The 14,106-nt window shown below is 33.4% G+C and carries 12 protein-coding genes and 1 pseudogene; 9 read left to right on the forward strand and 4 right to left on the reverse strand.

Annotation, left to right across the window (positions count from 1 at the left end; translation table 11 throughout):
* Nucleotides 1-337: 337 nt before the first annotated feature.
* Entirely contained in the window at nucleotides 338-475 is a 138-nt protein-coding gene (locus AMD01_RS24245; protein ID WP_157052773.1) for a hypothetical protein, read from the forward strand.
* A gap of 348 nt (nucleotides 476-823) precedes the next feature.
* Here AMD01_RS24245 and AMD01_RS25095 read toward each other — a convergent pair.
* A pseudogene (locus AMD01_RS25095) lies at nucleotides 824-889 on the reverse strand (hypothetical protein); the annotation flags it as partial.
* A 2-nt stretch (nucleotides 890-891) separates the two neighbouring features.
* A complete protein-coding gene (locus AMD01_RS16120) occupies nucleotides 892-1,464 on the reverse strand; it encodes a hypothetical protein (RefSeq protein ID WP_053402473.1) in 573 nt (190 codons plus the stop codon).
* A 142-nt stretch (nucleotides 1,465-1,606) separates the two neighbouring features.
* Here AMD01_RS16120 and AMD01_RS16125 point away from each other — a divergent pair, with 142 nt between their 5' ends.
* The 4 genes from AMD01_RS16125 (at nucleotide 1,607) to AMD01_RS16140 (ending at nucleotide 4,764) form a co-directional block, all read left to right on the forward strand.
* Nucleotides 1,607-1,948 carry a hypothetical protein gene (locus AMD01_RS16125; protein WP_053402474.1) on the forward strand — a complete coding sequence of 114 codons (342 nt, stop codon included), beginning with the start codon at nucleotides 1,607-1,609 and terminating at the stop codon, nucleotides 1,946-1,948.
* Nucleotides 1,949-2,099: 151 nt separating this feature from the next.
* The gene (locus AMD01_RS16130) at nucleotides 2,100-2,486 is read left to right on the forward strand and encodes a hypothetical protein (RefSeq protein ID WP_053402475.1); all 387 of its coding nucleotides are present in this window, start codon (nucleotides 2,100-2,102) and stop codon (nucleotides 2,484-2,486) included.
* A 362-nt stretch (nucleotides 2,487-2,848) separates the two neighbouring features.
* Nucleotides 2,849-3,379: an ImmA/IrrE family metallo-endopeptidase gene (locus tag AMD01_RS16135; RefSeq protein ID WP_053402476.1), complete on the forward strand. Its 531-nt coding sequence runs from the start codon at nucleotides 2,849-2,851 to the stop codon at nucleotides 3,377-3,379.
* Nucleotides 3,379-4,764 carry an NUDIX hydrolase gene (locus tag AMD01_RS16140; protein ID WP_053402477.1) on the forward strand — a complete coding sequence of 462 codons (1,386 nt, stop codon included), beginning with the start codon at nucleotides 3,379-3,381 and terminating at the stop codon, nucleotides 4,762-4,764. The genes AMD01_RS16135 and AMD01_RS16140 overlap by 1 nt, the downstream gene beginning before the upstream one ends.
* 27 nt (nucleotides 4,765-4,791) lie before the next feature.
* Here AMD01_RS16140 and AMD01_RS16145 read toward each other — a convergent pair whose 3' ends face one another.
* Nucleotides 4,792-5,289 (reverse strand): Pycsar system effector family protein, encoded by a 498-nt coding sequence (locus AMD01_RS16145; protein WP_053402478.1) that lies wholly within the window; start codon nucleotides 5,287-5,289, stop codon nucleotides 4,792-4,794.
* A 341-nt stretch (nucleotides 5,290-5,630) separates the two neighbouring features.
* Nucleotides 5,631-6,344 (reverse strand): hypothetical protein, encoded by a 714-nt coding sequence (locus AMD01_RS16150; RefSeq protein ID WP_053402479.1) that lies wholly within the window; start codon nucleotides 6,342-6,344, stop codon nucleotides 5,631-5,633.
* Between the two features lie 248 nt (nucleotides 6,345-6,592).
* Between AMD01_RS16150 and AMD01_RS16155 the strand changes: the two genes are divergently transcribed.
* Genes AMD01_RS16155 through AMD01_RS16170 form a run of 4 tightly spaced genes read left to right on the forward strand, consistent with a single transcriptional unit; the run spans nucleotide 6,593 to nucleotide 13,882 of the window.
* Nucleotides 6,593-9,667, forward strand: coding sequence for a UvrD-helicase domain-containing protein (locus AMD01_RS16155; protein ID WP_053402480.1), 3,075 nt, complete (start codon nucleotides 6,593-6,595; stop codon nucleotides 9,665-9,667).
* Nucleotides 9,664-12,285 (forward strand): PD-(D/E)XK nuclease family protein, encoded by a 2,622-nt coding sequence (locus AMD01_RS16160; RefSeq protein ID WP_053402481.1) that lies wholly within the window; start codon nucleotides 9,664-9,666, stop codon nucleotides 12,283-12,285. Before AMD01_RS16155 ends, AMD01_RS16160 begins: the two co-directional genes overlap by 4 nt.
* The gene (locus AMD01_RS16165; RefSeq protein ID WP_053402482.1) at nucleotides 12,282-12,476 is read left to right on the forward strand and encodes a hypothetical protein; all 195 of its coding nucleotides are present in this window, start codon (nucleotides 12,282-12,284) and stop codon (nucleotides 12,474-12,476) included. The genes AMD01_RS16160 and AMD01_RS16165 overlap by 4 nt, the downstream gene beginning before the upstream one ends.
* The gene (locus AMD01_RS16170) at nucleotides 12,476-13,882 is read left to right on the forward strand and encodes a 3'-5' exonuclease (protein WP_053402483.1); all 1,407 of its coding nucleotides are present in this window, start codon (nucleotides 12,476-12,478) and stop codon (nucleotides 13,880-13,882) included. Before AMD01_RS16165 ends, AMD01_RS16170 begins: the two co-directional genes overlap by 1 nt.
* Nucleotides 13,883-14,106 lie beyond the last annotated feature (224 nt).

Here is a 14,106-nt window from a genome sequence, read left to right on the forward strand (position 1 = left end):
ATAGAATATAAATTCTATTATAAATATTTGTTTCCTTTTTATTGAGAGAATAAAGGGTAAAAAAGTACCCGTAGGTGTTCAAATAGGACTGAGGAAGGAAATGTCTGAAGGTGTAAGTATAGCGTTATTCGCCATTTTTGTGGGCACTCGTCATGTTTAGTCCAGAGTTCGCAGCGCATGCCACACGTGTAATGAGCTAAAAGAATATAAGATACAGTAAACGGCTAAGTATAGGGGATATACAAGCGAATTATAAGCAAAGGTGGAAAAAAGAATGAAAGAGTTCAACATGTCTTCTGCTGATTAGGAAATCATTCATCCAACAAATGCGGTGAACATGGACCAAACCTTTGAAATTGAAGTGCGAGGAAAATATGAATACCGTGCCTTTAATCTATTAGGGACAGGTGTGGGGCATAAGAATGTACCTGTAAAAGCAGTGGGGTCTGGATTAGGACAGGTTTTATATCGTTGAAATCAGCATTTTTAAAAATGAATGAGAAATAAAGAGGCTAGTTATGTCCCGGCCTCTTTGAAATATGATATTCCTCTGTACGGAATGGACACTCTACTAGTACTGTCTACCACCATCGGATGTAGTTACAAGTTTGGTAAGAAACTTTGTTGGAACTCTTGGAATTCCTTGAGATAAATCAGAAGATGAAGAATAATAAATACGAGATCTCACTTTGTATCTTTGCGATACTGAATTGGCGATTGTAGTAGCTATTTCTGCATCAGAACGATTAATATTTGCTGTCCCATCTACACGACCTCTATAGTTATTAACAATATCCATTTGGCTATCTATATAAGAAGTACCTTATCCTGGGTAAAGATTTTCATGAGCATAACCTTCTTTATATGCCCAATCTCTACTAATTCTTTTAGTTAGAAGAGCTGACCAATACGAATGTCTAAAAGCATCTCCATTGCCTTGATATTATATCTCGCCTTAGATTCTTTTGTTGCAACAAATGCAGCAGATACAGTTTTAGAAGCATTTTTTGGGTATTTTGAGAACAGTAGTGATTCTCTTGTATTTGTTTCAAAATAGTACAATGTATGATCTACACCTGGGGGCGATCCCGCTATTAGATAGTAAACCGATAATGATTGTTCACTAAGCTGCAACGCTACTTCATCATCTCTTGTTGCTAATTTAGGGGAAATATTGCTTTGAATTAAGTTAGCCATTTGATCTTCAGTAATTAATCCATTATAAAATTTTTCAGTAATACTTTGTAGTTCACTTCTTATTTGAGTATAAAAATCACCATTTAATGATTTAACTTTTGCAGTTGGATTAGTAAAAACATAACCAGGTGACGTTGGAGAAAAATCGGTGATATTTGAACTATCGCCAGATATATCCGAGTTCAAATTTTCATAATCACTCACATTAGCATTGTCGTTAATTACTTCTTCATCAGCAAATGATGGAACACTTAGTAACAGTGTCATAGCACTGGTGAGTAAAGCAATTTTTCCTTTATTAAATCACAAAGTAATTACATTTTTTTTGCATGCGAAACAAATGTAATTATCAAATTAGAGGCATAATAAAAAAAGTATGTTATCATAATTGGCGAAGGGGAAAATTTAAATGGAAAAAAGACCTGTAAAATTAGTCAGCACTTTAGTCATAGTAATGATATCTTTATTGTTAGGTTCACCTATATTTGCTGAAAAAATAGAATTCCCAGATCCTCCACCGTCCAACTTTAAATTTACTGACCCAAAAGCTAAAGAAAAATCATCTAGTGGAGATTACTTTAAGGAAATACAAAATAAATATCAAGTTCTACATGAAAAATTTTATTCTGGAAAAATAGATGAAGATGAGTTAGCTAAGTTGATCAATTCTGAAATTACTCCTCTGATACCAAATAGGGAATATGAAATAGCACTACACATAAGTGAGCAAAAAGCCAGATTAGGAAAATAAGCGAAAGATAGCCCCTATTCTATTAAGGACAGGGGCTTTTACGTTCAAAATTTGTGGCTAAGAATATAACAATTTACCATAAACTATCCCTCTTTCTCACGATGTTCAATATGTTCTCAGATATGTAGTCAAGGAAGAGGGAGGAAGGAAAATGTCTGAAGGTGTAAGTGTAGCGATTTTTGTCATCTTTTTATGGGCGCTCGCCATGTTTAGCCCGAAGTTTTCCGCTCATGCGACGCGTGCTGTACAAGCCAATGAGCTGAAAGAATATGCGATACAGCAAACGGCTAAGTATGGAGGATATACAAGTGAAGTGCAAGACAAGGTGGAAAAGCGAATGAAAGAGTTCAACATGTCTTCTACTGATTGGGAAGTGATTCATCCAGCGAATGCGGTAAACATGGACCAAACCTTTGAAATTGAAGTGCGAGGCAAATATGAATACCGTGTCTTTAATCTATTAGGGACGGGTGTAGGGCATAAGGATGTACCTGTGAAAGCGGTGGGATCTGGATTAGAACAAATTTTGTATAGATAAATAACTAAATTGTACTTCAAATTTGTTTTCCATGAATAAAAGGTGGATTTTTTTGAAAAATTAGTTGAAGAAATTCATAAATTTTTATTATTTTTCTCTAAATTAGTATATAATTTAGTCCATATAAGGAGTTGTAAATAATAAAAAACTTAATAAATGTGAGATATTTCTAAGTCAGAATGTAATGTTAACAATATAGAGTTCGTATTGAGATGCTGTAGGGAAATTTTAATTAAAGGCCTACTGTATTAAAACAGAAATAATTTATTAATTTTTAAGAATACCAATACCAATACCTATAATACCTAAGAAACTCTGAATTAATTCTATAAAAAAACAGAAAAAATAAGAAGGGAGAATTTATGGAAAAAATAATGAAAGAATATATTGCTGACGTGACAAGAGTTATTAGAGAGACATTAAAATTACAAACTCCTATTAACCTAGAATTATTAGTTGAACGTTTAGGAGGAAAAATAATTGAGTCTGCAAATATCGATGAGAATATGGAAGCTAAGATCGAAAAAGTAGAAGATTCTTTTGTTATTACAATTGATCCTAATCGATATCCTAAGAGACAAAGGTTCTCTATAGCTCATGAGCTGGGGCATTTATTCCTTCATATGGGTTATCTAATTAACCCTGAAAAATGGAATAGTACCAACGAATATATTGACTCAGTGTATTATAGATATGGTTACAATCTTGAAGAATTTGAAGCCAATGAGTTTGCTGCTTGCTTGCTAATGCCTTTGGAAGAATTTCTTAATATTTCTAAGCAGAATTTAAATGGTGAATTTTATAATATTGAAGAAATAGCCAAGTACTTTAATGTTTCAACGCAGGCAGTTTCATATAGAGGGAAAATACTTGGGTTATTTGGAGGAATTTAATGTCTGAAAAAGCGGATTTGTTAAGAGAATTGCTTGCTTTAGATTTAGTTAGAAGCTCAAATAACAAAATAAATAAAAAAGGAGCCTTTCTATTTGTTTCTTTTGATTTAGTCAACTCTACAGCATTTAAGTCGCTTTATCCAAATAAATGGCCAGTTATATTCCGTAGATTTTATGAACTAGTCGAAAACCATGCTTTAAAAAGTTTTATTAATAGTAAAGTATGGCGATATGCTGGTGACGAAATTTTATTTTATAAACAAATTGATAAAATATCTGATTTGTATGATGTGCCTAGAATTGCACATAGAGTAATAAAAGTAGTCTTAGAAGCTTTAAATAGCAAGTATGCGGAAACAAAAAATCTTTTATTTATAAAATCAACTTTGTGGATCGCAGAAGCTACTTATGTAGAGTCACAGGATCTTACTGAAAGTGAAACGATTTTGAATAATTTAATTATTAACTTTGATATAGGTCAGAAAAGGAATGTAGATTTTTTAGGTTCAGATATAGACTTAGGATTTAGAATTGCCAAATTTGCGCAAAGAGATAAAGTGATAATTAGTGCAGAATTAGCCTATTTACTTTACAAAGAACGTGGAATCATTGAAGAGGATTTCAATTATAACGTTTTAGACAGTCTTAGAATAGTAACTTATGAAAAGTTAAAAGGGATATGGAATGATAGACATTATCCTATAATATGGTATCACGAGTCTTGGGATAAACCAGATGAAATGTTTCTATACGATGAACATTTTAATTCTGATATCGTTAAAAAAATTATAAGTAAAGAATTTTCATCCGAAATGAAGATTGATAGATTAAAAAAGATTTTTACTGAAGTAGATAATCTAGAAAAAGTTAAAAGTATAGAGACATGTATGAAGCAAAGTGAACCTATTAATGTCTTACCCAGTGTTTCCCAGTACAATCAGGTGGAGGTACATTGCGTAGCAGTTTGTTTTAATAATGAAGGACATATACTTATCGCTAAACGTCCATCAAACAAAAGAAGGTTACCTAATATTTGGGAGTTTGGTTGCGGTCAATTGAAAAAATCACAAGATTTTTCAGACTGCTTAAAAGAGAGTTATAAAGAGGACTTTGGTGCAGAATTAGACTTTTATTCAAAACTAACACCTATAAGTACATATATCATGGAAGACAAATCAGAAGGGAGAAAAATTCCAGGTATAATATTTATAGCAAGAGTTCTAAACCCAAGGGATGTAACGGATCTATACTCTAGAGCTAATCATTCAGAAATAAAGTGGTTTAATCCAAAGGATCTTAGTACTATTGAAAAAGATGATTATGTAGATGACTTTGCTCATACTGTATCTAGAGCTGTCGAAGCTTTTAAATCCATACATTCATAAATAGAAGAGGCTCAGTATGAGTCTCTTCTATTTATCTAATAACCATGCTATACCTGTTACTAGAAGACCTATAATAAAAAACCAAGTACTTATTTTTAAAAATTTATATTTTGCTTTGCAAACAATTGCTAAGTCGAAATTTTGTTTTAGCATATCTTGCACAAAGTCCGTGAATTCTTTGTTAACGACTTTGTCTATGTATATATCTTCGTTTGAATGAGCAGAAATACCTGCCCATGACATATAATGATTTGCATCTAGGTTATATCTTGGCCAAATAATTTTAAGAATTATTATAGAACCTGAAATTATTAAACTTATAACACCAAGTATTATAAATACTTTATTAATAATATTTATATTTAGGTCGGATTTTTTTAAAAAATTAAAGATGAAACCTATTAGCGCAATATTTACCGTTAAGAGAACACTTGCCTTTTGATCTGCTAACTTAATATAATCACTTATATAGACAAGGTTGTGCTTATTATAATCAAAAAGTTTTTCGTTATCAATTTTCCCCAAATTTATGCACCTCTACACATTCTAATTAGATTATAGTATGTGAATATTATTGATAATAATTAGATCATTTTATTCCCTATCTAATTTACTATCTAATCGATTAAGTCATACGGATGATGACAAGCCTATAGCATTTAAAACGATTCAATGCTATATAGTAGCCGCTTGAGATTATTATCAAAATTACTTGAAAATACAAAATCCTATTTATGATATAAAGAAATAACCAGTTTCTTAACTAGATATTAAAAACTAATTTGTTTAAAATGTTCCTAATTTCCATTACAAAAGTAGTGGTAATTTCAGGACTACATAATGTATCTATATAGTTTATAGATACATTAATATTGCAGTCCATACCAACTTTCAGATGGGAATAGAATGCTCGTTGTTCTTGTTATTAATTCAGAAGGCATGCAATATTCTTCAAACAAATATTGATTTAAAACCTTTTTTGCCACGTTAATGCATTTGTAATCCACTCCTAAAAAACATGCTTTATCTTTAACATGCTTCTCCAACTTATGGGCAACGTTTACTGCATCTCCAATAGAGATTAGTTCAAGATGCTTCTCACTTCCAAAGGATGTTATGATTGTGTCTTCTCCGTATGTTAGAGTAAATCGAAATCTGTCTCTATCGAGTTTTAGCTCCTTCCTTATAAAGTAATCCATTTCAAGAATAGCTGTACATGCATTAGAAATTGCTACATCCCTACCCAATTCATTTGCTGGAAAGTGCATACTTATTCCGTCGCCAGGGAATTTTTCGATAATACCTTTGTGTTCATAAATAATATCTGTTGATTTTTTGAAAAGGTATTGAGCTTCTGCTGCAAAAGCTTTTGCGCCTCTGTCACGTATATTTAATGTTGAACCAGATAAATCGAAAACAACTGTTGCTGCTGGCATATCTGCCATAGTACCTATTTGATTAAAAGGTAAATCCGTGATTGAAAAATGTTCATTTATAATATCAGTAGAATTAAGACTTTTAAGAATTAATGCTTCGGTTAATATTTCTTTTGGTAACGGCACTTTTTTTAAAAATGTCATCTTTAATAAGCTCCTTCTTTAAAAAAATATAAATTTGACTTTGTTTGACCAATCTTAATATTAAAGTGAAAAAATGTCAATTAAGTGGAGCTTTCAAAATTTAGAAATATGTATTAAATAACAAATAAAGTATTCTAATTATTATCAACATATGTAAATTTTGTAATTAAAGGGTTATAATTATTCTAAGATATAAACTTTCAAAAGTTTATATCTTAATAATCTCCTAAAAGAAAGGGGACTTCTTCTTGTTTGTTCCAACTACATTAAAAAAAGCGCCCGGTCTAGACGCTGAACTGTGCGTTTGGAATGCGATTACAAAAACTGTCGATCCAAATGAAACAATCGCTTTTCATCATTATCCCATGTTTTTTGAAAATTCCTCTGGTCGTCGAGAGATTGATATATTGATTGTTAATCAAGATTTGGGTGTATGCGTTATAGAGGTTAAAGGCATTACAATTAATCAAATTAATTCAATTAATGGCCATGAGTGGTCATACACAAACTTTTATGAAGACAAAGGAGGTCCTTATCAACAGGCAGAGAGTCAGTTACATATGCTATGCAAACACTTGGAAAAGAACCCTTTGCTGTATGGACGTTTGTGTAAGCGCGCTTTTGTAGCGCTACCTAATATTACGCAGGAACAATGGCGCCAAAAAGGTTTTCACGAACTTATACATACTCCTTTACCGTTATTCAAAGAAGATCTAGAAGATAAAAGTCGTCTAATAAAAAAGATGCAGACATTTAAATTATCAAAAGTTAAAGAGCCGCTTAGCGATTTTGATATGGAGAAAATTAAGCAGCATTTAGGCATACAAGAGACGAAACATCAGCAGATTACTTTACAAAAACAGTTGCCTTTTTCTCGCCTCTATATTGTGCAGAGTTCTGGTGATTTTCAAGGCTATAAAGAAGAAATAATGAAGGCTTTAAAAAGTGGAACAAAGATTTACTTACTCTCTTATACGGACTTAGATGTTTCACAACACATTGAACATTACAGTAAGCATGTAGAATCTTTTCAGTTAAACCTGTACAAGGGAAAGGCCGGCGGTGTTTCCAATCGTATATCAACAGGGTGCTACGTGGACGGAGAAGATGTTTCAGAGGAGCTACTTGATCAACTTGGACTTCACTTTCCTGCATTTAATAAAGGACAGTTTAAAGCTATTCACCAGCCAGTGGACAATCATCAAATTATAACTGCAGGAGCTGGGACTGGTAAGACCCATGTTATGATCGACCGCATCTTGTTCTTATTAATGAATGGTGGCGTTCCTTTAAAACTAATTACTATGATTACTTTTACAAATGCTTCCACGAATGAAATGAAAAAACGCTTAGAAGAAAAGTTTATTCTCTTATTTAAGTTAACGAAACGTGCTCAGTTCTTGTCATTTGCCGAAGAAGTAAAGGACATGCAAATAAGTACCATTCACTCCTTTGCAAGCTCAATTCTTAAGCAGTTAGCTCATGAAATTGGATATGGTCAAAACGTAGGGTTGCGCAGCTTTAAATTTAACAAAACCCTTCTTATTCAAGAATTATTAGATGAGTTTTTCTCGAGTAGACCTGCAGATCAGTTTTTAAAAACAAAGATAGAGGATTATGACTTCATTAATCTTGTTTACGATATGTGGGAAGAGATGGAGAAGAAAGGTCTAAGTGCGGAAGAAATTAAAAACATTGACTGGGGTACTGTAGGTCAGAAAGAAGAACAAATTATTCAAGCGCTACTGAAGTATATCTTCAGTCATTGCGAGGATCGCATTGATGAAATAAAAAGAGCAGAAAATGCTATTACAATGGGTGATTTAATTCGTAAACTAAAATCATTTACAAGTGATCCTGAAAAAATGAAGCAATTATCGAGCGGACACTTCATATTTGTTGATGAGTTTCAAGATAGTGATGCAGTACAAATTGAGCTTTTAGCTAGTCTCCAGAAATTCTTACAGTACCGTTTATTTGTAGTAGGAGATATTAAACAAGCCATTTATCGATTCCGAGGGGCAGACTATAAATCCTTTAGAGAACTACAAGATGTGACACATGGGGTGCGTTATACAGAGACTGAATTGCAAATCAATTATCGTAGCTCAAGTTCTATATTAGAAAAAATGCATCCGTTGTTTGAAAAATGGGATAAAAAAGGATGGCTAACTTACAAACAGACAGATCGTTTAATCAGTAATAAGGTGTCAGACTGTCCTAATGATGACTGGCATGTATCATCAAAATACGAAGAGGATTTTAAAAAAGCGCTTAAGAGCTTACCCACTAAAAAGGATAAGATTGCTTTTATCGTTCGAACGAATGGCCATGCAAAGAAGATCAAAGATTATTGCGTATTAAACAACATTCCAACCTCTGAAAATTTAGACGGAACGTTCTTTATAAGCCCAACGGTTTTGCATTTTAAAGCGTTATTAGATGGATTACTATACTCACATGAACCGAAGTTTTTAGTTAATGCCTTGGAGACTCCTTATTTTGGTCTTAATATCCCGTATCAAGTACTTTTACCATTCGGTGGGAATAAAGAGAGAATGGTATCATTTATTAATTCTCGTACAGATAATGATTTGCCTAATTACGCTTTACTCTTACGAACGTTAGCTCCTATGACGGTTATTCAAAAAATCATTCAAGATAAGCAGCTATTTGCTCGTTTGCCTAAGTACATGGAGATGCATCTATCCCAACAAAAAGATGGAGAAGAACCAGTAAAAGAGGATGTAGAACTAGCTGTTTTAAGGTATGAAAAAAATCTACAGCATTTAATGATTCTCATTGAACGTCAATTTTCTACAAAACATGTTACACTTCAAGGTTTACGTGATTGGCTACAGCTACAAATTAGTACCAATCGTACAGAAAATGAACCAATTCTAGAGCAAAATAAAGCACAAGTAGAAATAACAACGGTTCATCGATCAAAAGGTCTTGAATACCATACAGTATTTTTACCAATAACCTATAGTCCATTCAATGCAGTAGAGCAAAAATACTTTTTAGAAGAAGCGTCTGAGGAGAATAAAAAAGGCCTTAAGAGAAAATTTGGATGGAAAGTAAAAGTTAAAAAAGGTTCTAAGGTAACTAGAGAATATCAAAATAGTTATTTTGACTCGTTAAAAGTTTATGAAGACCAAGAACAGTTAAAAGAAGAGACACGTTTACTTTATGTGGCTTTAACGAGGGCCAAACAGCGTGTATATATTACAATGCCAAAACCACACCAAATTAAAAATGAATGCTGGGCGCTTATTTTAAAAGAGGGTGGCATATTTGAAAAGGGAGAAGGATCTAGATGAGTGTTCAAGTGCATACGTATTCACAACCAAAAGGATGGGAACAACATCCAATATATGAATCCTTTTCAAATGCTATTCACATTTGTGCCACTAATAACCAAAAGGTAGGTATTAAAGAACGCTATGGTGATGATTTAAAGCACATCTATTCTTTCCGGGAGTTTATTACAAAATTGTACCGTACATGGTACAGCTCGGAAACCAAGTTTCAACAGTATTTACGCTTATCATCCATCATTGCTAATTTCAAAAAAGGGAAAAGCGAAATACGACAAGCATTTCGTACAAATGCAATGGAGTTATTAGATAGCATTCGCTTTTTTGTACAAGGAAATATAAAACCGACCGATCTACAAGGTGAATGGCTTAAAACAGACAAAGAAAAGTTATTCAAGGATATATGGGAGGAGTTTATTGATTTAGACAAGGCCAGTATAGATCATTATAGTGCGTTAAATAGTCCTATCTCAAAAAGGCTAATTCAGAAGGTTATAGATACTTTATCTGGTACAAGCAATGATGAAATGACAGAAAATATACACATTGTATTACATGGTTTCTACTTTGTTACGCCTGAGCAGCAAGTAGTGCTGGACATCTTTCGTAACCAATCAATTAATATAACATTCTTTCATTATTATGATGATCGCTATGCAGAGACGTTTGATTTTATTAAAGCATTTGTTAATGACCGATTTGGGTGGCCATCGCCTCAAAATTGGAATTATAATCAGGGAAAAGCTCTTCAAACAGAGCCTGTGGCTGATGTATTCTTAAGCGCTTTTGAAAATAGGAACGTTCAAGATGTGTTAAGAGAGGAGCCTATTACGGCTTATTCATCATTTTTTGACTTTCTGCATGATGTTATTTTGCCAAACTTTCCTATCAATGAAGAAAAAAATGATCAGAACGAAAAGCAAAAAGACGTAAAAATCATTTCACCAAACTCGGAGCAACTAAATGAACTGTTGCTATCTTATTATCCAGAACTTAATAAAAAGAAGCGTAACTTTTTATCCTATCCAATTGGTCGTTTTTTAGTTAGTCTCCACCAGACGTATAATGATGGAAAACTTTGTTGGAATAAGGAAATACTAATGGATCTATTTTCGTCTGGCTGGCTCTATGATAAAAACACGCAGGAAAATGCACAGAATTATACTTACGATTTACAGCAACTTCTTCCTTATTTCCAAGGGTGTATGACCATTAATGATTGGATTTCACGCATTGAGAAGCTTATTCAACAGGGACTAACAATTGAAGAGGCATTTCCAATTAGTAAAGAAAATCGAGTTCTCCGAAGTGTTCGAAGTCCCTTTGCAAAAATTGGCCACTTTGCTGTACCGTTACATCGTGTCAAGCAGATACAAACATTTATGACTAATATTGAACAAATAACAAAGGTGTTATTTGCTGATTCAACCGATAGTAAAATCCATCTTCATTTTCAACGCGTACAAGCAATTTTAAATGAGTATGGTATGGGTATTGAGCAAATTGCCAATGAAAATGAAAAAGAATTAATCAAAGATCTAAAGGTGAAACTCCATCAGATTGATGATGACTCTGATTTCCTGTACGAAGATTTAAAAACAGCTCTATATTTTTATTTAAGTGGAAAGCTTGATGACAAAGATGAGAACTATATCACAGATTTTATTGAAATTGATGGAGAAATGTTTAAATCTCAGGACTGCTCTGTGTATTTAGCAGGCCTTGATGAAAACTCGTTGCCTCTTAGTGCACAAGCAATTCCATGGCCCATTCAGACAGAGACCTTTGATCGTTTAGGGGAGGAACACTTAGCCCTGCAGTTACACACTATTCGAAGCAGGTCTAATAAGCTTATTTCACGGTACTTGTTTTTTATTGCGTTAAACTTACCGCAGGAAAATATGAGGTTATCATGGATCAAAAACGTGTTAGACCAGCATGAATTACAACCAGCCTTATATATTAAGCAACTTGACTTAAAGAAGGTTGATTTTTCATTCAAACAGAATCAGCAAGATCTAATGTATCAGCCGTACAATTTTTCAAAGGAATTAATCGATGACGATGATAATGCTCGTGCATGGGAAACATTAGCGTTTGAAGATTTCTTAACAGAATATGAGCTGTGTCCAAAGCGTTTTTATTATAGTTACATTTTAGATGAATACCCTACGTTTTCTAGCGATTTTATTCATCAATTTATGTACTCTGAAATTATTCGCGTAGCTACAAAAGGTTCACGAGAGGGGTTTGACACTGTCTACAATGAAGTAAGTGAGCTTTTTCCTCAGTGGTCTAATTTTAAAAAGTATATCGCTGCGAAAAAAGCTTATCCCTCTAGAACTAGAGGTTCAGAAAAGCAAACGGCTGTTACAGAAACACATTTCTATACGGAAAGGCGCAAAAATTTCCAATTCCCTGGCTTTACGAATAGATATAAAGAAGAATTATTTGAACGATCAAAGCATGCTTTTTCAAAAAATATAAGCGACTTTGTTAGTGGAGAGCATCAGACATTGCCTGCTAATCCGGGTTATCAATGTCGATTTTGTCCTCATGTTGATTATTGTGATGAAGCCACATTCTCTATTGATTTACGTAAGGAGGATGAAAAGGTATGAATTTATCTTTTTGGGAGAAAGTCCAAACAAGTTGGCAATCTGTACAGTCAAATCTAGTTGAATCTGCTATTGATTTGACGGCATTTAGAGACGTATTACAAAAAGATATTAGAGCAATGAAAGATGAAAGTAATATGGAAGATATTCAGATAGAATTATCAAACGATGACGATTTTTGGGGAGAACTTTAATGAAAAAAACCATTACTTACTCAGACCAACAAAAAGAAGTAATTAACTACTCGGGTAGTCAGTTACTAATCCGTGGAATTGCAGGAAGTGGTAAAACACTTATCTTATTAAAAAAGGCAAGAGATGTTGCAGAGAAAAATCCAAACGAAACAGTCGCTGTATTTTCCTATGGGAATCCATTATCAGATTCAGCAAAAAGACAGTTAGAATCATATAATCTACCAAATCTCACTGTAAAAACTTTCCATTCATGGGCAATGAGAACATACTGTCTTGTCTTTAGAAAACGAAAAATCTATATGACAAATCGTCAAGTCATAAGTGATGCTATTAAAGAAGTAAGCACAATTTATCCAAAGCATCGCTTTATAACCAATAAAGATCTAAAAGGGTTTATTGAAGAAGAAATTAGTTGGATTAAGGGTTCAGATTTGTGTCAACGTGAGAAGTATATGAAAGAGCCACGTAAGGGCCGAGGTGGGAAGGTGCGGGTTACCCCTGAGGATAGGGAAGTAATTTTTAAAATATATGAAGAATATGAGAAAATAAGAGACTACAGGTTAGACTATGATGATTTGGGGTTACAATTATCACGTAATTTAGATAAAATTCCAGACGAACAAAAGTTTGATCACGTATTTATTGACGAAGCACAAGATTTAACGAAAGTAAATTTAATGGTTCTTTGTGGAATTGCTCGCAAGTCACGTATCGTAGGAGCAGATAAAGGTCAAAAAATCTTTACCACTTCCTTTACATGGGAGGACGTAGGTCTAAATATTAAAGGAAGACGTACCAAGATACTTCGTAACTCCTATCGTTCCACTAAACAGATTATGGAGCTTGCGTATAGTATTCAAGAAAAAGATGAAATTTCCAAGGATGAGGAGTTTACACGCCCAGATTTACCAACTGCGGAAGGTCAAAAGCCAAAGGTGATATTCTCTAAAGATATTGAAAGTCAACATCAAGCATTATCAGAAGCAATTAGAATTATTCAACGGGAAGATCCAGATGCTGTCATCGGAATTTTATCGCGTAATAGAGAACACATGAATAACGTTCAAAAGCTACTTAATAGAGAAAGAATAGACTACAAATTTATTCAGTCTTCAGCTAAAAAAGGAGACCAAGAAAAACTAGGTTCGCATCATGAGCCGGGTGTTAAGTTAACAACTCTACACACAGCAAAAGGATTAGAGTTTAAGTATGTATTTATAACAGATGTAGTAGATCCACCTACTTATGAGCGCTTAGGGGATGATTTTGACTGGGATATTGAGCGACGTTTGCTGTATGTGGGTATGTCTCGTGCGATGAAACAGTTATATCTTTTTACCTATGGTGACCGTCATAATTTAATTGATGAGTTAGGAAAACCATTTTACGAAAAGGTAATGATTTAATAGTTTTAAGTACGTAGGTTATTTCTTTTATGGAAACCCATAAGAACTTAATAACCAAATCAACATATAAATTTTCATGGTGATATGCTTATTGAGAAAGTATTTAACAATGAAACAACGTTCTCATCTTAAATAAGAGTTCATAAGAAAGAGGCTGGGACATAACTAGCCAAAAATAACGAAAAAAGGGTTCACGTCATCGGAATATGATGATGTGAACCCTT

It is taken from the genome of Priestia koreensis (assembly GCF_001274935.1).
GTDB classification, from domain to species: domain Bacteria; phylum Bacillota; class Bacilli; order Bacillales; family Bacillaceae_H; genus Bacillus_AG; species Bacillus_AG koreensis.